The organism is Xanthomonas sp. NCPPB 4037 (assembly GCF_041475695.2).
Taxonomy (GTDB): Bacteria; Pseudomonadota; Gammaproteobacteria; order Xanthomonadales; family Xanthomonadaceae; genus Xanthomonas; species Xanthomonas campestris.
Genome location: NZ_CM191261.1, coordinates 3,198,821 through 3,216,159, shown reverse-complemented (window position 1 = coordinate 3,216,159; position 17,339 = coordinate 3,198,821). Strand labels below are relative to the sequence as shown.

Here is a 17,339-nt window from a genome sequence, read left to right as displayed (position 1 = left end):
ATTCCTGATGTGCAGCGAGGGAGGCGCGCATTATCGACCGGACCGGCATCGTGAAAAGTGAGGGTTTCGCAAAGCCGGCCGGGTTGGCGAGGCCCGGCGGTTCAGAGCGTTGCCCGCACGCCGCTATAATTGCCGTACTCAGGCCCCAGGCCGCTCCGTTCCCCAGGCTCCTGCTTCCATGTCCCAGCTGAACCCCAAAGTCGGCTTCGTCAGCCTTGGCTGCCCGAAGGCGCTCGTCGATTCCGAACGCATCCTCACCCAGCTGCGCGTGGAGGGCTACGACATCGTGCCCAGTTACGACGCTGCCGACGTGGTGGTGGTCAATACCTGCGGCTTCATCGATTCGGCGGTGACCGAGTCGCTGGATGCGATCGGCGAGGCGATGAACGCCAACGGCAAGGTGATCGTCACCGGCTGCCTGGGCAAGCGCCCGGAGCAGATCCGCGAGGCGTATCCGCAGGTGCTGGCGGTGTCCGGCCCTCAGGACTACCAGAGCGTGATGGAGGCGGTGCACGCCGCGTTGCCGCCGCGCCACGACCCGTTCGTGGATCTGGTGCCCGACTACGGCATCAAGCTGACGCCGCGCCATTACGCGTACTTGAAGATTTCCGAAGGCTGCAATCACCGCTGCAGCTTTTGCATCATTCCGTCCATGCGCGGCGATCTGGCTTCGCGCCCGGTCGATGAGGTACTGCGCGAAGCAGAGCGCCTGGTGCGCGGCGGGGTCAAGGAATTGCTGGTGGTCTCGCAGGACACCTCGGCTTACGGCGTGGATCTGAAATACGCCGAGCGGCCGTGGCGCGACCGCATGTACCAGACCCGCATGAAGGCGCTGTGCGAAGGTTTGTCGGAGCTGGGCGTGTGGACGCGCCTGCATTACGTGTATCCGTACCCGCACGTGGACGATGTGATTCCGCTGATGGCCGAAGGCAAGCTGCTGCCGTATCTGGACATCCCGTTTCAGCACGCCAGCCCGCGCATCCTCAAGCTGATGAAGCGGCCCGGTGCAGTGGAAAAAACCCTGGAGCGCGTGCAGCGCTGGAAGGCGATGTGTCCGGAGATCACGGTGCGCTCCACCTTTATCGTCGGCTTCCCCGGCGAGACCGATGCCGAGTTCGAATCGCTGCTGGAGTTCCTGGACCAGGCCCAGCTGGATCGCGTCGGCGCGTTCGCGTATTCGCCGGTGGAGGGCGCCAGCGCCAACGCATTGCCGGACCCGGTGCCGGAAGAGTTGAAGCAGGAGCGCCTGGCGCGCTTCATGGCCAGGCAGGCGGAGATCTCCGCGGCGCGGCTGGAAGCCAAGATCGGCACGGTGCAGCAGTGCCTGGTCGACCTGATCGAAGACGATATCGCGGTGGCCCGTTCGCGCGCGGACGCGCCGGAGATCGACGGCCTGGTGCACATCCAGAACGGCGGCGAGCTCAAGTTGAAGGTGGGCGACCTGGTCGATGTGGAGATCACCGACAGCGATGAGCACGACCTGTTCGGTGATGCGCTGCCGTCTGATCTTGCGGTGCAGCCGCCCCGCGCATTGAACCTGCAGATGGTCTAGCCGCAGCGGCGGGCCAGCGAGTGGCAAGCGTCGCTGGCCGTTTGGTGTGCAATGAAACTGGTGTGCGCCGAAATATCCAGCACGCCAGCACGCAATCGACGCACCCGCCTCATAGGAGCGGGTTCGCGCGCGACGAGGCTTCCGCAGCGCAGCTGGACTGTTCAAGGTGCGCTGCACTGCCACCGCACACGGCCAGCCGCGTAGAGCGCGCCAGCGCGCGATGAGGCGTTACCCCAGAACCACACGCCTCCAACCGCGCGCATCGGCACCAGCAGGCAAGGATCCAAACCACCCGGATTGCCTCACGCACGCCCACACCACCTAAGAGCGGCTAACAAAACGTAGCGAGCAGTCGTCAGGTGGGTGCGGACGGCGCGGAGGAACCGGAATGTACGTGGGTACATGCCGATTCCGAGCACCGGCCGCGCCCGCCTGACGGCTGCGCAGTAGTTTTGATAGCTGCTCTAAGTTGCCGCGTACACCACCACCACCACCACAAAGGTGTGCTTGCCCGACGGGAGTTGTGCCTCGAACTCATCGTCCACGCGCTTTTTCAGCAGTGCGCGCGCCAATGGCGAATCGATGCTGATCCAGCCGCGCCCGGCGTCGGTCTCATCCGGCCCCACGATGCGGTAACGCAGCAGCTCGCCGCTGTCGGCATCCTCCAGCTCAACCTGCGCACCAAAGAACACCGCCTGCGGATCCGTCGGCGCGGTATCCACCACGCGCAGCGCTTCCAGCCGCTTGCTGAGGTAACGCACGCGGCGATCGATCTCGCCCAGCTGTTTCTTGCGATAGGTGTACTCGGCGTTTTCCGAGCGGTCGCCCTCGGCTGCGGCCGCCGCGAGCGCGCGGACCACCTCGGGCCGCCGCAGGCGCCACAGCTCGTCCAGTTCGGCCTTGAGCCGCGCATGGCCTTCCGGCGTGATCAACGCAGTGCTTTTTTCGGCAGGGGGACGCCAGCGGCTCATGGGCGACCAACAGGGCAGGATGGGGGCGCGATGCTAGCGCGCATGGCGCGCTTGCGCATCCGCAGCCGCCCGGCGAAGCTTTGCGCCTTGGGACACGGACGCCTGCCATGCTGATCATGCCGCTGCATAAACCCTGGTCGCGCCAGAACATTCCCTGGGTCACGCTGCTGCTGGTGCTGCTCAATGTCGTGATCCATGTGGGGTACCAGCGCAAGGACGACGGCCTCATCGCCAATGCGGTGCGCTATTACGTGGAGTCCGGCCTGGGCGCGCTGGAGGGCAAGGCGCACGCGCGCTACCTGGCACAGAGCGATGCGAAGGTGCGTGCGGCGCGCCAGGCGCAATTGGACAAGGTGCCAGCGCGGCAACGGGTGGCCTACCTGGCGCAGCTGACCATGAACGATGTGGCGTTTACCGATGCCCTGCGCAGCGGACGCCTGTTCGACGACGATGCGCAACGACGCGACTGGTACGCGTTGCGTGCGCCCTACGATGCGCGGCTGTCCAAGGTGTTCACCTTGCGCCACATCCAGCGCAGTTCGGAATGGTCGCCGCAGCGCATGCTGTCGGCCACCTTCCTGCACGGCGACCTGGACCATCTGCTGGGCAACATGGTGTTCCTGCTGGCGCTGGGCACGTTGCTGGAAGGGGCGATCGGCAGCGGCTGGTTCCTGCTGCTATACCTGCTCGGCGGGTTTGGTGCGAGCGCAGTGAGCCTGTGGTGGCGGTGGGGCCAACCCGGTGGCGGGCTGGGCGCCTCTGGCGCAATCGCGGCGCTGATGGGCGCGTTCTGCGTGGTCTGGGGCCGCCGGCGGGTGCGCTTTTTCTACTGGTTTTTCGTGGTATTCAACTATGTGCGGGGTCCGGCGATTCTGTTGCTGCCGCTGTGGTTGGGCTGGGAGCTCTACAACCTGCTCTGGCGTGACAATCAAGGCATTGGATTCGATGCGCATGCCGGTGGGCTGGTGAGTGGCGCGCTGCTCGGTGCGCTGTTGGTGCTGGTGCGGCAGACCCGCCCGGCTTTCATGGAGGACGACGCGGTGGCGCAGGCGGACGACCGCTGGGAGCGTGCACAGCGGCATCTGGGGCGCATGGAAAATGCCGAGGCCGAGCGCCTGCTGGCAGAGCTGGCAAGCGAGCAGCCACGCAGCGCGGAGATTGCCCTGGCGCGCTATCGCGTGGCCCGTAACGCGGGCCGTCGCAAGGAACTTCAGCAGCACGCGGACACGCTGCTGCGGCTGCACGCGCACAGCGCCGAACAGACGCGCCTGCAGCTGGCGGTGGCGGCCGAATTGGCCAAGGACCACCTCGACTGCGATCCATCGGCACGGATGGCGTTGATCGGCAATTGCCTGCGCACCGGCCTGCTGGCCGACGCGGAACGGCTGTTGAAAGACAGTGCGCTGAGCACGCCGCGCGCGGAGCTCGCCCAGCAGTGGTTCGTGCTGGCGCTACGGCATGGCGAGTTGCAGGCGGGTGAGCAGCGCACGCGCGTGCTGCGTCAGTTACTGGAGCAATTCCCCGAGCAGGGCCAGGCCAACAAGGCGCGGTTCCTGCTGGACAATGGGTGAGAGCGGCTGCGGACAAGATCGCGCAGCCGCCACTTACGCCGGTTGAATCGCCACCGCTTTCAATGCCGCTGCCAGCTTGGCGCGCTGGGCTTCATCGTCGCAGTGGTCCAGCGCGTTCTGCAGCACCATGCGCGCGTCGTCGTCGCGCCCGAAACGCTCGGCCAACAGCAAGCCGGCGTCCAGCGACCAGGCCGGCAGCATGCGCTCGCGCGGCCACGCGCCGATGGCGGCCAGCAGGCCATCGGTCGCCAATTGGTATTGCCCGGCCATCTTCGCGCGCTCGGCCAGCAGCGTCGCCTGCTCGGGCAATAGCGGCGCAAAGGCGGGGTCGGTGTCCAATGCTTCGCGTTGCAGGGCCAGTGCGCGTCGCTCCTGTTTTTCCTGCAGCAGGCGGTTGATGTACTGGCGGGTGTGGTCGCGCAGTTCGTCGTTGCGGTGGTACTGGCGCAGCAGGCGCTGGTACAACTCATGCACCGCCAGGCTCACTGCACGCGAGCGCACCGCGCCGCGTAAGGCCTGAAATGCTTCGTCCGAATGCCCATCGCGCACGAGCTGCTCTGCTTCGTCGAGCAGGCGTTGGTCGGGGTCTTCGCGCTGCAGGGCAACGCCGCCGCTGGGCGCGTAGCCGAGCTCCTCGTGGTACTGGTAGACCAGATAGCCCATCAGATGGAAGCTGGCGAACAGACTCCAGATCGACGCCACCACGATGGTCAGCTCGCGCACCACCGGCGGCAGGTACTTCAATGCCACGAAGATCGCCGCCGTGCCGCTACCCTGGATGACGTAGAGCAAGCCATAGGCGGCCAGGTACGGCCAGCCGATGCGCAGCGCCATGTCGATGGAGACCGCCGGATTGAGTGCGCGGCGCAGGCTGCCGTCGATGGCCAGGGCGATCATCATGCCGGGCAGCAACAGCTGGACGGCCAGGTACGCAACGGTCAAGCCAGGTTTGCCGGCGATCACGCCGGCGGCGGCGATCACGATACCCAATGCAAAGGCCAGCAGGATCAGCCGCAGTACTGCGCTGTCGAAGCTGTTGTAGCCCAGCCGCGGCGCATCGTGCTCGCCGTTGGCGCTGTGCCGCAGGATGTCGAAGGCGTAGGTATAGGTGGCCATGCCGAGCACGCCCAGGACAACAAGCTTCAGGATGCCCGGCAAGACCAGCAGCGCGCTGCACAAGGTCAAGGCGATCAGCGCGTATAGCGCAGAGCCACGCAGCGGATAGGTGGCGATGGCCGGAATACGGGTCCAGAACGGTGCGGGCGCAGCCTGCGCCGCCACCTTGCGTGCGCGAAAACGGTCTTCCATGACGCTCCCCAAGCGTGTGGTGTGGCGCGATTGTGCGGCGGCGCGTGCCGGCGCGCAATTGGATGTGGTGGTTGCACCGAAGTGGAAGAGCTCGGTTGCTGAGTTGGGGGCGACGGGAGAGAGCGGGGAGGGCGGTCCCATGTTGATTGGCTAGTCGTGCGTGCGCTCCGTGTTGGGTTGTTGTCACTGTTGGGGGCGCGCGATATCTGCATGAGCATGGGCGTCGAATGCGCATGACGGTGACGCATGGGAGCGCGATGTTTCGTCCAGTGGAGGCGTGCACCGATTGTTGCGGGATGCAGCGCGGCGATCAGCGTGAGTACCGGGTCGCTGGCGTGCGACTGCGCCAGGCGCATCTAGGTCATGCGTCAACATGCTCATCGGCATCACGTCGCGAAACAGGGCAGCCCTCATGCAGCAAGGCGCATCCCGCGCCTTGCGCCGGGTAAACTGCGCAGTCACCGCGCAAGGCCCGGCCGGATGGTGTGGCACGATGTTGCGCTGTTGATCGGTCATGTCACAAGGAGTGTCGTTTTGCTTCCAACCGCCACCGGCAACCCGCAGGTTCGTGTTCGGTCCATCGATGTGCTCTCGGACAACTGGTATGTGCTGCGCAAGGTCACCTTCGATTTCCAGCGCAAGGATGGCCGCTGGCAGACCTTGTCGCGCGAGGCCTACGATCGCGGAAATGGCGCCACCATTCTGCTGTACAGCCGCGCCAGGCAAACGGTGATGCTCACCCGCCAGTTCCGGCTACCGACCCTGCTCAACGGCAACCCCGACGGCATGCTGATCGAAGCCTGCGCCGGCCTGCTGGATCAGGACGATCCCGAGGCCTGTATCCGCAAGGAAACCGAAGAGGAAACCGGCTACCGCATCGAGAACGTGCGTAAGGTCTTCGAGGCCTTCATGAGCCCGGGTTCGGTGACCGAACGTCTGTATTTCTTCGTCGGTGAATATGTCGACGGCGACAAGGTGAGCGCCGGCGGCGGTGTCGAAGAAGACGGCGAAGAGATCGAGGTGCTGGAACTGTCGCTCGACGCTGCGCTGGCGCTGATTGCTACCGGCGAAATTGCCGACGCCAAGACCATCATGTTGCTGCAGTACGCCAAGTTGCATGGTGTGCTTGATTAAGGTATCGCCTGCCTCAGGCACGCCATTAAGAGCAGCTAGCAACGGCTGCGCGGCCGCCAGACAGGGCCGGTTACCGCAATGCTTATGTCCGCCCGTGCATTTAGGGCTCTCCGTGCCGCCCGCACTCACCGGGCGGTTGCTTGCTACGTTTTTCCGATCTAAGCCGGCATCGCGTGCTGAGCTTTTAAAGCCGGGTCCGTGTTAGCGGACGCGTTTCAAAACCTTGTCGCGATGTTCCGGCCAGTCGCCGCTGTGGCAGTTGTGCCCAGTCCGTGTTAGCGGACGCGTTTCAAAACCTTGTCGCGATGTTCCGGCCAGTCGCCGCTGTGGCAGTTGTGCCCATCCTGGGCCAAGGAGTAGCTGGGTTTCTGGTCGCTCGCGGTAGGTTCTGTGTTGATCCGAAAGCCGTACAGATTTGGATTGAGCGAAAGATCGGACGCATCGTCGCGGGAGAGCATCAGGCACTCGCTGCCGACGATGTCGAGCCACCAGGGACCGCGTTCGGTGACAACGCTATTGCTGCGTTGGCTTTCGGGAGCGATGCACGTCGTCTTGAGCGTGTAGCGCCGACTGTTCTTGTCTCCCTGTGCCGCTTCAAGCCAGAGTTCCGCGCGAACGGCCTGGCACGGCGCAGTGTCTGGATGCAGCTTGCCAACATAGTGCCCCGCAAGCAGGTGTTGCCTGCCCGGTGGCCACGCAGTGTGTGGATCTGCTTGCTGTGTTTGTGGCGCAGAGAACGCCGCGCCCGCGCTGGAAAGCCAGAGAAACGTCGTGATAAGCGCTGCAGATCCATGCATCTTGTGGCTCCTTGTCGTGCGAATGCGGTGTGGCGCGTGCGCTTGCGCGCGGTGCGCTGCGGTTAAGGCCTCATCGCGCGCGAGCGCGCTCCTACCGGGCGCATCCCTTGCGGCGCTGCACTCAACGCTTCCCACCAAAAATACTGCCGAAAATACCGCGCACGATTTGTTGCCCGATCTTGTTGCCCACCGTGCGCGAGGTCTGCTTGGCCATGGCTTCGAGCATGCCCTGGCGGCGCTTGGTGCCGAACACCGCGTCCTTGACCGCTTGGCCGAAGCCGCTGTCCTGCGCGTCGTCGTCTTCGCGGGTGCGCGCCGGTGGGGCGTTGGTCTGCTCGGTCACCTGTTCGACCCGCCGCGCCAGCAATTCGGCCGCCGATTCGCGATTGATCGCCGCGTCGTAGCGCGTGCCCACCGGGCTGGCGGCACGCACCTGCGCCCGCTCGTTGTCGGCAAGGGCGCCCATGCGGCAGCGCGGCGGCGCAATCAGGGTCTGCTGCACCGGTGCCGGCACGCCCTTGCCTTGCAGTGGAGACACCAGTGCCTCGCCGGTGCCCAGGCTGGAAATGGCGGTGGCCACGTCGAGCTTCGGGTTGGCGACAAACGTCTGTGCGGCGGTCTTGACCGCCTTCTGGTCGCGCGGCGTGTATGCACGCAACGCATGCTGCACGCGGTTGCCGAGCTGGCCGAGGATGTTGTCGGGGATATCGTCGGGGAACTGCGAGCAGAAATACACGCCCACGCCCTTGGAGCGGATCAGGCGCACCACCTGTTCGATCCGCTGCACCAGCGCAGGCGGCGCATCGTCGAACAGCAAGTGCGCCTCGTCGAACACGAACACCAGCTTGGGCTGCTCCAGGTCGCCCACTTCCGGCAGGCGCTCGAACAGTTCCGACAGCAGCCAGAGCAGGAAGGTGGAATACAGCCGCGGCTTGAGCACCAGCTGGTTGGCGGCCAGGATGCCGATCACCCCGCGGCCATCCGGTGCCACCCGCATCAGGTCGGCAAATTCCAGCGCCGGCTCGCCGAAGAACTGTTCGCCGCCATCCTGCGACAGCCGCAGCAAAGCGCGCTGGATTGCCGCCACCGACTGCGCCGACACCAGGCCATAACTGGTGGAGAGCTCCTTGCGTTCTTCCACCACCAACGCCAGCAGGGCGCGCAGGTCGTCCAGATCCAGCAACAGCAGGCCGCGGTCGTCGGCCAGCTTGAACACGATGTCCAGCACGCCGGACTGGGTGTCATTGAGCTCCAGGATGCGCGCCAGCAGGGTAGGGCCCATTTCGCTCACGGTCGTGCGCACCGGGTGGCCGAGCTGCCCGTACAGGTCCCAGAACACCACCGGGTTGGCGGCCGGCGCGTAATCGCCGATGCCGATCTCCGTTGCGCGCTGCAGCACGCCGGGTGCGCCATCGCCGGCCACCGCCAGGCCGCCCACGTCGCCTTTGACGTCGGCCAGGAACACCGGCACGCCCAGGCGCGAGAAACCTTCGGCCAGGGTCATCAGGGTGACGGTCTTGCCGGTGCCGGTAGCCCCGGCCACCAGGCCGTGCCGGTTGCCGAAGCGGCCCTCCAGAACCACCGGAATACCGTCGGTAATGCCTTTGCCGAGCAGGAACGAGGCCATTGCGCAGATCCGGTAGGAAAGGCCGGATTCTAGCCGTCAAACCTGGCCGGCATGGGGTACTTGCCCATTCGCCAATGGCGTTTGCCAGCGGTAGGCCCGGTGCGGGCGGCGGGCTGCCGGCTTGCGGTTGAAGCGGTAGCCAACCTAACGGTGCACTGACCCTGCCGGGCCGGCCGCCTTGCCCCGGTGTGACCCCGGCGGCTACCCTGCCTGCCTTTCCGCTGTACTGCCGACGATGCCGCTCGCTCATTTTGGTTTGCGCCCATGGCCCGTGTTGGCCGTGCTGGCGTTGTTGTCCCTCGCTCCTACTGCCCATGCCTTGTCCAAGCGCGATACCGAAAAGGTCGCCGCGCTGGATGCACGCATGGCCGCCGCCGAGAAGCGCTATCGCGACGCATTGGTGCTGGTGAACAACTCCGATCCCAAGGGCACTGCCGAAGGCGACGCCGCGCTGGAGGACATGGAAGACGTCATCGACGCCTGCATCAAGCAGCGTGGCTGCCTGGTGGCCAACCAGCTGTCGACCTACAAGCGCCTGCTCAAGGCGCGCGCGGATGCGGAAGCGCCGGCGTCCGACGAGCCGGAAGACGACGACACCCTGCTGCAGGCCGACCCGGACCACATCGGCCCGCTGGCGACCGACGTCCCCGCTGCGGCCCGCACGGCCAGTCTGCTCAACGACCAGCAGCACGACTTCGACAAGATGGTGCAGTACAACCCGGCGGTGCAGGCCGGCATCCGTCGCTGGCTGACCGACATGCGTCCATCGCTGCTGACCAGCTATGAGAACTACGCCAACCTGCGTGCGGTGATGTGGCCGGAATGGCAGAAACGCGCGCTGCCGGAGGCGCTGCTGTTCGGCATCATGGCCAAGGAATCCAACGGCAAGGTGCACGCCAGTTCGCGTGCGGGCGCCGCAGGGCTGATGCAGTTCATGCCGGCCACCGGGCGCCGTTTCGGGCTGGGCCCGGACGGTACCGGTTTCGATACGCGCTTCGATGCGCGCAGTGCTGCCGAGGCCAGCGCCGCCTATCTCAACGAGCGCATGGTGGGGCTCAACCGCAGCATCGAACTGGCGCTTGCGGCCTACAACGGTGGCGAAGGGCGCGCGGCGCGTGTCTTTGCCCAGTCCGGTGGCCGCGGGTTCTGGGAGCAGGACGTCTACAACCAGTTCCCGGCTGAAACCAAGGACTACGTGCCGATGGTGATCGCCGCGGCCTGGATCTTCCTGCACCCGCGTCAGTACGGCGTGGACTTTCCCAAGCTCAATGCACAGTCGGCCACCATCAAGTTGGCCAAGTCGACCACCATTTACGAACTCACCATCTGCCTGGGCAGCATGGGCACGCGCGACGGCTATATGCGCGCGCTGCGCAATCTCAACCCGCGCTACGAACCCGATGGCTGGATCCCGGCCGGGACCACCATCAACGCCACCAATCGCATCGCCAGCCTGTACACGCGCTACTGCGTGAGCGGCCCGCGTGCCGACCTGGCCCGCGCCTTGATCACCGCCGATCTCAATAGCGCGATCGTGCGCACCAGCGCGCCGGAGTACGTGCCCAGCGTGGCGGTGGGCGATGTGAGCCCGATGGCCGGCGTGCCGACCACGGTGGCCACCGGCCAGCCGGCAGTCGCCAAGCCCAAGGCCAAGCAGGTGCGCAGCTACACCGTTGCCAAGGGCGACACCCTGGGCCGGGTCGCACAGAAGTACCAGTGCGAGATCAAGGAGCTGGCCAAGGCCAACGGCCTGAAGGCGCCGTCGTACGCGCTCAAGCCGGGGCAATCGATCAAGCTGGCTGGTTGCGATCGCTGAAAGCTACAGCTTCCTGACGGGACTCATGGCGTAGGCGTAGGCCAGCACTCGGTCGGCCGCGTGCTGCGGCGGATACCGGCGGGGACGCAGTCACTGCGTGACGGGTGCGGGCGCTGCTGGAGCGGCATCCGCATCCTTGTCAGACGCGGGCGCGGCGTCCTGCCAGAAGGTCTGTGCCTTCGCCCACCAGCGCGTCCAGCGTGCGCGCCAGCCCTGACGTAGCGCGTCGGGCCCCAGTTTGCTGGTCTGCTGTTCGGCAAAATGCATCAGATCCCTGGTGGCCGGCGCTGCGTTCTGTTCGATCGCCTGCCACATGAAGCGGGTGAGGAAGCGGGCGATCACCCAGCTCGAGTCCAGGTCGCCACTCTCCGCTTCGATGCGGGTGATCAACGCCTGCAGTTCGGCGCGCACGTCCGGCGGCACATTCGGGTTTTCGCTCAGGCGTTTGAGCCGGCGCAGGCCGTCCAGCAACCGGTGCTCGGCAAAGTCCTGGCCCACACGCGCCAGCTCGCCCAGCCAGGGTGCACGCACCGCCAGGCCGATCGCATCCGCATGCAGCACCGCCGCATCCCAGCGCTTGTCCTGGATGGCCGCATAAGCCATCACCACGTGCAGCATCAGCAAGGTGGTGAGGGTGTCGTCGGGATTGGCGTCGTGTTTCCACAGGCTGTCGCTGGAGCGCTGCGCAAGCTGCGGCCAGTGCTTGCGTTCGAACGCCACCGAGCGCAGTGCCGTGGCGATCAGCGCGCCCTGCGACCCGCAATCGCGCTCCAGCAGGTCGGCTTCGGCGATCGCGGGCAGTAGTTTGTTGGCGGCCAGCGCGGTGTAGGACAGCATCGCGTGGAGCATGCAGATGTCGTCGGCAGTGAGTGGTTCCGGCGGCGTGTCCAGCAGGCTGCCGCCGCGCTGGTAGGCGGCAAAGGCGACCGGCAACCCATGCTCACTGAACTGCCGGTAGCCCCGGTATTGCAGGCCGGAACGCAGCGCATCCAGCTGCTGTTGCTCGCTCTGCTGGCCACAACCGGCCAGCACCGTGGCAAGGGCGACGGCCAGTGGCCATCGCAACATCCGTGTGGTCATGCAGGGTCCTAGGTGGGAAGTGTCCAGTGCGCCATGGCAGCGTACTGCGTTGGCGTAGCGGTGCCGCACTTGTCTGTCAGTGGAGCGGCGTGTGCGCGTTTGGCCAGGTTCCAAGACATCGCGTTGGAGCAACAGCGTCGCCAAACGAAGCGCTAAAACGCCTGGCGTTACGTCTGGCCCAGTCGCGTAGCAGTCTGCGGCACGTGCGCGTGTCAGAGCGCGGCGACGTCTGACGACAGGAGCACGATGACCATAGCGTCGCGCCCCGCGAGTGAAGTGTTTAAACGCCTGTCGCGCCGCTGCGCGTCAGCCCACCTGGCGTCGTGCCAGCGCCTGTCCCAGCCGCACTGCGCTTTCCGCGGCCAGCCCGCCTTCAAGCACGGCGACACCCGGCGGCAGCAAGACGATGACCGTCGATCCATAATTGAATCGCGCCATCTCTGCAAAGCGCTCCAGCGTGATCCCCTTGCCGCGGTAATCCTTGCGCGTGATGCGGTCACCGTAGCGCGGGATCTCCACACCGCTCCAGACGGTTTCCACGCCGGACACCAGCAGCGCACCCACCATCACCGAGGCCATCGGGCCGAAGTCGGTATCGAAGTGGCACACCAGGCGTTCGTTGCGGGCGAACAGCCGCGGCACGTTGCGCACCGCATCCGGGCCAACACTGAAAAGCCGGCCAGGGACATGCACGGTTTCGCGCAAGGTGCCGCTCCACGGCATGTGCACGCGGTGATAGTCCTTGGGCGACAGATACACCGTGGCGAACAGGCCATTGTGGAAGGGCACGGCGGCGGACTCATCGCCGAGCAGTTCCGCGGCCGTGAACGATTGGCCCTTGGCCTGGAAGATGCGCCCGTTCTCGATCGGCCCGAGCTGGCTGATGCGCCCGTCCGCCGGCATCAACAGCGCCTGCGGGTCGGCGTCGGGCACGCGCGCGCCGGGCTTCAGCGCGCGGGTGAAAAATGCATTGAAGGTGGGGTAGGCGCGCGGATCCGGCTCCTGGGCTTCGCTCAGATCCACGCCAAACTTGCGCGTGACCGTGTCGATCAGCCACTGCTTGGTCGCCGGCGTCTTGGAATACGCCAGGGCGCGCGCCAGCGAGGACAGCAGCCGATGCGGCAGCACGTAGGTCAGGGAAGTGACAAGACTCACGGAGCGGTTACCTTGGTCAGCTGTTGGAGGTCGGCGGCAATCGCCTTCGGGTCGAGCGGCGGACGGATCAGGCCAGCCAGCCGGCCCTGCGGATCGAGCACGGCGATGCCGGCCGAGTGATCCATGCTGTAGTCGTTGGGGTTCTGCGCGAAATTCTTGCCCGGCACTTTCTGGAACACGAACCCCAGCGCGGTGGCGAAGCGCTCCAGCGACGGTTCATCGGCCGTGGCCGCCAGCGTGTCCTTGTGGAAGGCGTGCGCGTATTCGCCCAGGCGTGCGGGCGGGTCGCGCTGCGGGTCCACCGACACGAACAGCACGCGCGGGCGCAGGCTCTCGGGAACGCTCTCCCACTGCCGCTGGGCCACCGCCAGATCGGTCAGTGTGGTGGGGCAGACATCCGGGCAGAAGGTGAAGCCCAGGAACACCAGAGTCCAATGGCCGTTCAATTCGCCGGGCACCAGCTGGGTGCCATCGGACTGGCGCAGGCTGAACTGCGGCAGCGGGCGCGGCTGTGGGTAGAAGGTGATGGTCTGGGTGGGCGGCCAGGGCGAGCGCGGGGTGCCGCCAAGGAACTTCTGGCCCAGCAACAGGCCCAGCCCGGCGGCCAGCGCCACCAGCAGCACGATGCCGGTATTGCGATTGAACATGGCGGTTTCCAGTGCAACGGACGCTCATGATACCGATCCGACCTCTATAATCGGGGGCCGAACACTTCTTAGTTGTTGCCATGACTGCCGCCGCGGCCGACGAACTGCACACCATCATCGACCTGATCCGCTACGGCACCAGCCGTTTCAACGAGGCCGGTCTCACCTTCGGCCACAGCTACGACAACGCGCTGGACGAAGCCACGCAGCTGGTCCTGCACAGCCTGCATCTGCCGCACGATCTGGGCCCGGCCTACGGCCAGGCACGCCTGCTGCGCGCAGAAAAGGAGCGCGTGCTGGCACTGTTCCAGCGCCGCGTCGACGAGCGCGTGCCGGCGGCATATCTCACCGGCGAGGCCTGGTTTGCCGGGCTGAGTTTCAAGAGCGATGCGCGCGCACTGGTGCCGCGTTCACCGATCGCCGAGCTGATCGAAGCCGGCTTCGAGCCCTGGCTGGGCGGCCGCGAAGTGACCCGCGCGCTGGACCTGTGCACCGGCTCCGGCTGCATCGCCATCGCGATGGGACACTACAACCCGCATTGGGACGTGGACGGCGTGGACATCAGCGATGACGCGCTGGCGCTGGCCGCCGAGAACAAGGCGCGCCTGCATGCCGACAACGTCAGCCTGCTCAAATCCGATCTGTTCACCGGCCTGGCCGGGCGGCAGTACGACCTGATCGTGACCAACCCGCCGTATGTCACCAACGACGAAACCGACGCGCTGCCGCAGGAGTATTCCTATGAGCCGGAACTCGGCCTGCGTGCGGGCGACGATGGCCTGGACCTGGTGCTGAAGATCCTGCGCGATGCGCCGCAGCACCTCAGCGAAGACGGCCTGCTGATCTGTGAAGTGGGCGAGTCCGAGCAGCACCTGATCAAGCTGCTGCCGGAAGTGGATTTCGCCTGGGTCGAGTTCAAGGTCGGCCAGATGGGCATCTTCGCGGTCGAATGCCGCGAGTTGATCGCACACAGCGCGCGCATCACCGAGCTGGCCAGTGCGCGCTGAGGCACGCACGCACCGGCCACATCTGAGCGACATCGTGCTGCTGGTGCCGATGTCCGTGCTCGGCATGTGCATTCCGTTCGGATTGCTCGATGTGGTGTTTCGGTTGTTCGACCCGATGTACGGCGGCCCGGCACTTCAGCGCTGGGCCAGTGCCGCTGCAGAAATCACCTTCGGGTCCATGGCATTTTTCGGACTCGTCTGTGCCTGGGTCGTGACCACCAGCTCAGATGCCACATTACGTGCGCATCGGCGCCGCAGCTGGATCGTGGCCTTTGGCCTACTGGTCGGGATCGGCGTGGCGGTGCATTTGCTGGCCAACTGGTTGCTCAGCGGCCACACCCGGCTGGGCGTGTTCCTGCTCGTGGCAAGTGGTTTGCTGGCAGTGGCGCCACTGCTGGTCGCCGCACGTCACCTGCCGCGCATGCTGCACGCGCTGCAGCCTGCAGAGATGTTGAAAGGATGCCGTCATGGGCAGTAACAGTTTTGGCCGCTTGTTCACGGTCACCACTTTCGGCGAATCACATGGGCCGGCGATCGGCTGCATCATCGACGGTTGCCCTCCCGGCCTGGAGATCGCGCCGGAAGAGTTCACCCACGACCTGCAGCGGCGTGCCACCGGCAAGAGCCGGCATACCTCCGCGCGCCGCGAGGCCGACGAGATCGAAATCCTGTCCGGCGTCTACGAGGGCCGCACCACCGGCACGCCGATCGGGCTGCTGATCCGCAACACCGATCAGCGCAGCAAGGACTACACCAACATCGCCCAGCAGTTCCGCCCCGGGCATGCCGACTACACCTACTGGCAGAAATACGGCATCCGCGACCCGTGTGGTGGCGGGCGCTCGTCTGCACGCGAAACCACCATGCGCGTGGCCGCCGGCGTGATCGCCAAAAAGTGGCTCAAGCAGCGCTACGGCGTGCTGGTGCGTGGTTTCCTGTCGCAGCTGGGCGAGATCCGCCCGAGCGGGTTCGATTGGGATGCGGTGGAAGACAACCCGTTCTTCTGGCCGCATGCGGCGCAGGTGCCGGAACTGGAAACCTACATGGATGCGCTGCGCAAGTCCGGTGACTCGGTCGGTGCGCGCGTGGACGTGGTGGCCGGTGGCGTGCCGCCGGGCTGGGGCGAGCCGATCTACGGCAAGCTGGATTCCGAACTGGCCGCCGCGCTGATGAGCATCAATGCGGTCAAGGGCGTGGAGATTGGCGATGGCTTCGCCAGTGCCGCACAGAAGGGCACCGAACACCGCGACCTGATCACCCCCGAAGGCTTCCTCAGCAATCACGCCGGCGGCATTCTTGGCGGCATCTCCACCGGGCAGGCGGTCACCGCCTCGATGGTGCTCAAGCCGACCTCCAGCCTGCGGCTGCCCGGTGCCACCGTAGATGCCGACGGCGCCGTGGTGGATGTCATCACCACCGGGCGCCATGACCCGTGCGTGGGCATCCGTGCCACGCCGATCGCCGAGGCCATGATGGCGCTGGTGTTGATGGACCAGGCCTTGCGCCATCGCGCCCAATGCGGCGACGTGGGCGAGGTGTCGCCGCTGATTCCCGGTCAGGCCGATGTCTGACACCGCGCGCCCCAAGGTCTGGGTCAGCCAGCCGTTGTTCGACGATGTGGTCGAACAGCTGGGCGCGCATTTCGAACTGTTCACCACCGCGCAGGTCACGGCGTATTCGTCGGCCGACCTGGCCGCGCGGCTGGCCCCGCTGGATGGCGCGCTGGTCACGCTCAACGAGCGTATCGGCGCAGCGGAAATCGCCGCAGCACCGCAGCTGCGCGCCATCGCCAATGTCGGGGTGGGCTACAACAACCTCGACATCGATGCGCTGAGCGCGGCGGGCATCCTGGCCAGCAACACGCCGGATGTGTTGAGCGAAACCACCGCCGATCTGGGGTTTGCCCTGCTGATGGCCATCGCGCGCCGTGTCACTGAGGCCGAACGCTGGCTGCGCGACGGGCAGTGGGGGCAGTGGTCGTTCAAGACCATGCTCGGTGCCGATATCCATGACAGCACGCTGGGCATCCTGGGCATGGGCCGGATCGGGCAGGGCATCGCCCGGCGTGGCGCGCATGGCTTCGGCATGCGCGTGCTGTACCACAACCGCAGCCAGCTGCCGGCCGAGACCGAACAGGCGGTGGGTGCGCAGTATGTCGACCTCGACACCTTGCTGGCGCAGTCCGATCACCTGGTGCTGGTGCTGCCTTACACCCAGGCCTCGCACCACATCATCGATGCCGCCGCGCTGGCGAAGATGCGGCCCACCGCCACGCTGGTGAACATCGCGCGCGGCGGGATCGTTGATGAGATCGCGTTGGCTGACGCGCTGGCCAATGGCCGCTTGGCCGGTGCCGGGCTCGACGTGTACGAGGGCGAGCCGCGGGTGCGCCCGGAACTGCTGGCGCTGCACAACGTGGTGCTCACCCCGCATATCGGCAGTGCCAGCCTGGCCACGCGCCGCGCCATGGTGCAGCTGGCGGTGGACAACCTGATCGCCGCGCTGGGCGTGGGCGCCAACGCCGGGCATCCGCCGAGCGCACTCAACGCCGATGCGGTGGCGGCTGCCAAACGCGGCGGCGCGATCGTGGGCGCAACCAAAATCGCTACGACCAAACGATAGGGAACCTCCGCGGCCAGCTTTGGAGGTTCCCCGAACCCAGCCCGCAGTGCTC

Annotated in this window: 15 protein-coding genes and 1 other RNA gene; 8 read left to right on the top strand and 8 right to left on the bottom strand. The window is 66.1% G+C overall.

All coding sequences use genetic code 11. The features are described from left to right. Window positions 1–178: 178 nt before the first annotated feature. Window positions 179–1,552: a 30S ribosomal protein S12 methylthiotransferase RimO gene (gene rimO, locus ACCQ01_RS14405; protein WP_115005880.1), complete on the top strand. Its 1,374-nt coding sequence runs from the start codon at window positions 179–181 to the stop codon at window positions 1,550–1,552. Between the two features lie 329 nt (window positions 1,553–1,881). Here the strand turns inward: rimO and ACCQ01_RS14400 are convergent. Together ACCQ01_RS14400 and greB are read right to left on the bottom strand one after the other, a co-directional pair. Next, a non-coding RNA gene (locus ACCQ01_RS14400) (sX9 sRNA) lies at window positions 1,882–1,956 on the bottom strand. A 60-nt stretch (window positions 1,957–2,016) separates the two neighbouring features. Next, on the bottom strand, window positions 2,017–2,523 hold the full coding sequence (gene greB / locus ACCQ01_RS14395; protein WP_228431776.1) for a transcription elongation factor GreB: 507 nt from the start codon (window positions 2,521–2,523) through the stop codon (window positions 2,017–2,019). 107 nt (window positions 2,524–2,630) lie between these two features. Between greB and ACCQ01_RS14390 the strand changes: the two genes are divergently transcribed. Next, entirely contained in the window at window positions 2,631–4,094 is a 1,464-nt protein-coding gene (locus ACCQ01_RS14390; protein WP_228431777.1) for a rhomboid family intramembrane serine protease, read from the top strand. A 33-nt stretch (window positions 4,095–4,127) separates the two neighbouring features. On the opposite strand, the gene ACCQ01_RS14385 is transcribed toward ACCQ01_RS14390, so the two are convergent. Continuing rightward, window positions 4,128–5,402: a hypothetical protein gene (locus ACCQ01_RS14385; RefSeq protein WP_228431778.1), complete on the bottom strand. Its 1,275-nt coding sequence runs from the start codon at window positions 5,400–5,402 to the stop codon at window positions 4,128–4,130. Between the two features lie 534 nt (window positions 5,403–5,936). Between ACCQ01_RS14385 and nudK the strand changes: the two genes are divergently transcribed. Next, window positions 5,937–6,536, top strand: a complete 600-nt coding sequence (gene nudK, locus ACCQ01_RS14380) for a GDP-mannose pyrophosphatase NudK (protein WP_119959409.1) — start codon at window positions 5,937–5,939, stop codon at window positions 6,534–6,536. 275 nt (window positions 6,537–6,811) lie between these two features. Here the strand turns inward: nudK and ACCQ01_RS14375 are convergent, their stop codons facing one another. After that, complete coding sequence (locus ACCQ01_RS14375) at window positions 6,812–7,333, bottom strand: type 2 periplasmic-binding domain-containing protein (protein ID WP_228431779.1); 522 nt, start codon at window positions 7,331–7,333, stop codon at window positions 6,812–6,814. Window positions 7,334–7,454: 121 nt separating this feature from the next. Next, the gene (locus tag ACCQ01_RS14370) at window positions 7,455–8,960 is read right to left on the bottom strand and encodes a helicase HerA-like domain-containing protein (protein ID WP_228431780.1); all 1,506 of its coding nucleotides are present in this window, start codon (window positions 8,958–8,960) and stop codon (window positions 7,455–7,457) included. 235 nt (window positions 8,961–9,195) lie between these two features. On the opposite strand from ACCQ01_RS14370, the gene ACCQ01_RS14365 reads away from it, so the two are divergent. Then, entirely contained in the window at window positions 9,196–10,776 is a 1,581-nt protein-coding gene (locus tag ACCQ01_RS14365) for a transglycosylase SLT domain-containing protein (RefSeq protein ID WP_042598379.1), read from the top strand. A gap of 90 nt (window positions 10,777–10,866) precedes the next feature. On the opposite strand, the gene ACCQ01_RS14360 is transcribed toward ACCQ01_RS14365, so the two are convergent. The 3 genes from ACCQ01_RS14360 to ACCQ01_RS14350 all read right to left on the bottom strand — a co-directional run bounded on the left by ACCQ01_RS14360 (window position 10,867) and on the right by ACCQ01_RS14350 (window position 13,658). Continuing rightward, complete coding sequence (locus ACCQ01_RS14360) at window positions 10,867–11,856, bottom strand: hypothetical protein (RefSeq protein ID WP_228431781.1); 990 nt, start codon at window positions 11,854–11,856, stop codon at window positions 10,867–10,869. Between the two features lie 306 nt (window positions 11,857–12,162). Beyond that, a complete protein-coding gene (gene asd / locus ACCQ01_RS14355) occupies window positions 12,163–13,011 on the bottom strand; it encodes an archaetidylserine decarboxylase (RefSeq protein ID WP_228431782.1) in 849 nt (282 codons plus the stop codon). Continuing rightward, on the bottom strand, window positions 13,008–13,658 hold the full coding sequence (locus ACCQ01_RS14350; protein WP_011037684.1) for an SCO family protein: 651 nt from the start codon (window positions 13,656–13,658) through the stop codon (window positions 13,008–13,010). The genes asd and ACCQ01_RS14350 overlap by 4 nt, the downstream gene beginning before the upstream one ends. A gap of 80 nt (window positions 13,659–13,738) precedes the next feature. Here ACCQ01_RS14350 and prmB point away from each other — a divergent pair, with 80 nt between their 5' ends. From prmB to ACCQ01_RS14330, 4 genes are read left to right on the top strand one after another with little or no spacing between them, the layout of a single operon-like run. Then, a complete protein-coding gene (gene prmB, locus ACCQ01_RS14345) occupies window positions 13,739–14,665 on the top strand; it encodes a 50S ribosomal protein L3 N(5)-glutamine methyltransferase (RefSeq protein ID WP_011037683.1) in 927 nt (308 codons plus the stop codon). After that, a complete protein-coding gene (locus tag ACCQ01_RS14340; RefSeq protein ID WP_228431783.1) occupies window positions 14,655–15,143 on the top strand; it encodes a hypothetical protein in 489 nt (162 codons plus the stop codon). Before prmB ends, ACCQ01_RS14340 begins: the two co-directional genes overlap by 11 nt. Continuing rightward, the gene (gene aroC / locus ACCQ01_RS14335; protein ID WP_228431784.1) at window positions 15,133–16,236 is read left to right on the top strand and encodes a chorismate synthase; all 1,104 of its coding nucleotides are present in this window, start codon (window positions 15,133–15,135) and stop codon (window positions 16,234–16,236) included. The genes ACCQ01_RS14340 and aroC overlap by 11 nt, the downstream gene beginning before the upstream one ends. Further along, window positions 16,229–17,287, top strand: coding sequence for a 2-hydroxyacid dehydrogenase (locus ACCQ01_RS14330; RefSeq protein ID WP_228431785.1), 1,059 nt, complete (start codon window positions 16,229–16,231; stop codon window positions 17,285–17,287). Before aroC ends, ACCQ01_RS14330 begins: the two co-directional genes overlap by 8 nt. The last annotated feature ends 52 nt before the right edge of the window (window positions 17,288–17,339 follow it).

What these genes read in the sequence shown, in the direction of transcription:
- ACCQ01_RS14365 (WP_042598379.1), top strand. Translation starts at nt 9,196, where the DNA reads ATGCCGCTCGCTCATTTTGGTTTGCGCCCATGGCCCGTGTTGGCCGTG.
- prmB (WP_011037683.1), top strand. Translation starts at nt 13,739, where the DNA reads ATGACTGCCGCCGCGGCCGACGAACTGCACACCATCATCGACCTGATC.
- ACCQ01_RS14370 (WP_228431780.1), bottom strand. Translation starts at nt 8,960, where the DNA reads ATGGCCTCGTTCCTGCTCGGCAAAGGCATTACCGACGGTATTCCGGTG.
- ACCQ01_RS14360 (WP_228431781.1), bottom strand. Translation starts at nt 11,856, where the DNA reads ATGACCACACGGATGTTGCGATGGCCACTGGCCGTCGCCCTTGCCACG.
- rimO (WP_115005880.1), top strand. Translation starts at nt 179, where the DNA reads ATGTCCCAGCTGAACCCCAAAGTCGGCTTCGTCAGCCTTGGCTGCCCG.
- ACCQ01_RS14330 (WP_228431785.1), top strand. Translation starts at nt 16,229, where the DNA reads ATGTCTGACACCGCGCGCCCCAAGGTCTGGGTCAGCCAGCCGTTGTTC.
- ACCQ01_RS14390 (WP_228431777.1), top strand. Translation starts at nt 2,631, where the DNA reads ATGCTGATCATGCCGCTGCATAAACCCTGGTCGCGCCAGAACATTCCC.
- aroC (WP_228431784.1), top strand. Translation starts at nt 15,133, where the DNA reads ATGGGCAGTAACAGTTTTGGCCGCTTGTTCACGGTCACCACTTTCGGC.
- ACCQ01_RS14350 (WP_011037684.1), bottom strand. Translation starts at nt 13,658, where the DNA reads ATGTTCAATCGCAATACCGGCATCGTGCTGCTGGTGGCGCTGGCCGCC.
- ACCQ01_RS14385 (WP_228431778.1), bottom strand. Translation starts at nt 5,402, where the DNA reads ATGGAAGACCGTTTTCGCGCACGCAAGGTGGCGGCGCAGGCTGCGCCC.
- greB (WP_228431776.1), bottom strand. Translation starts at nt 2,523, where the DNA reads ATGAGCCGCTGGCGTCCCCCTGCCGAAAAAAGCACTGCGTTGATCACG.
- ACCQ01_RS14375 (WP_228431779.1), bottom strand. Translation starts at nt 7,333, where the DNA reads ATGCATGGATCTGCAGCGCTTATCACGACGTTTCTCTGGCTTTCCAGC.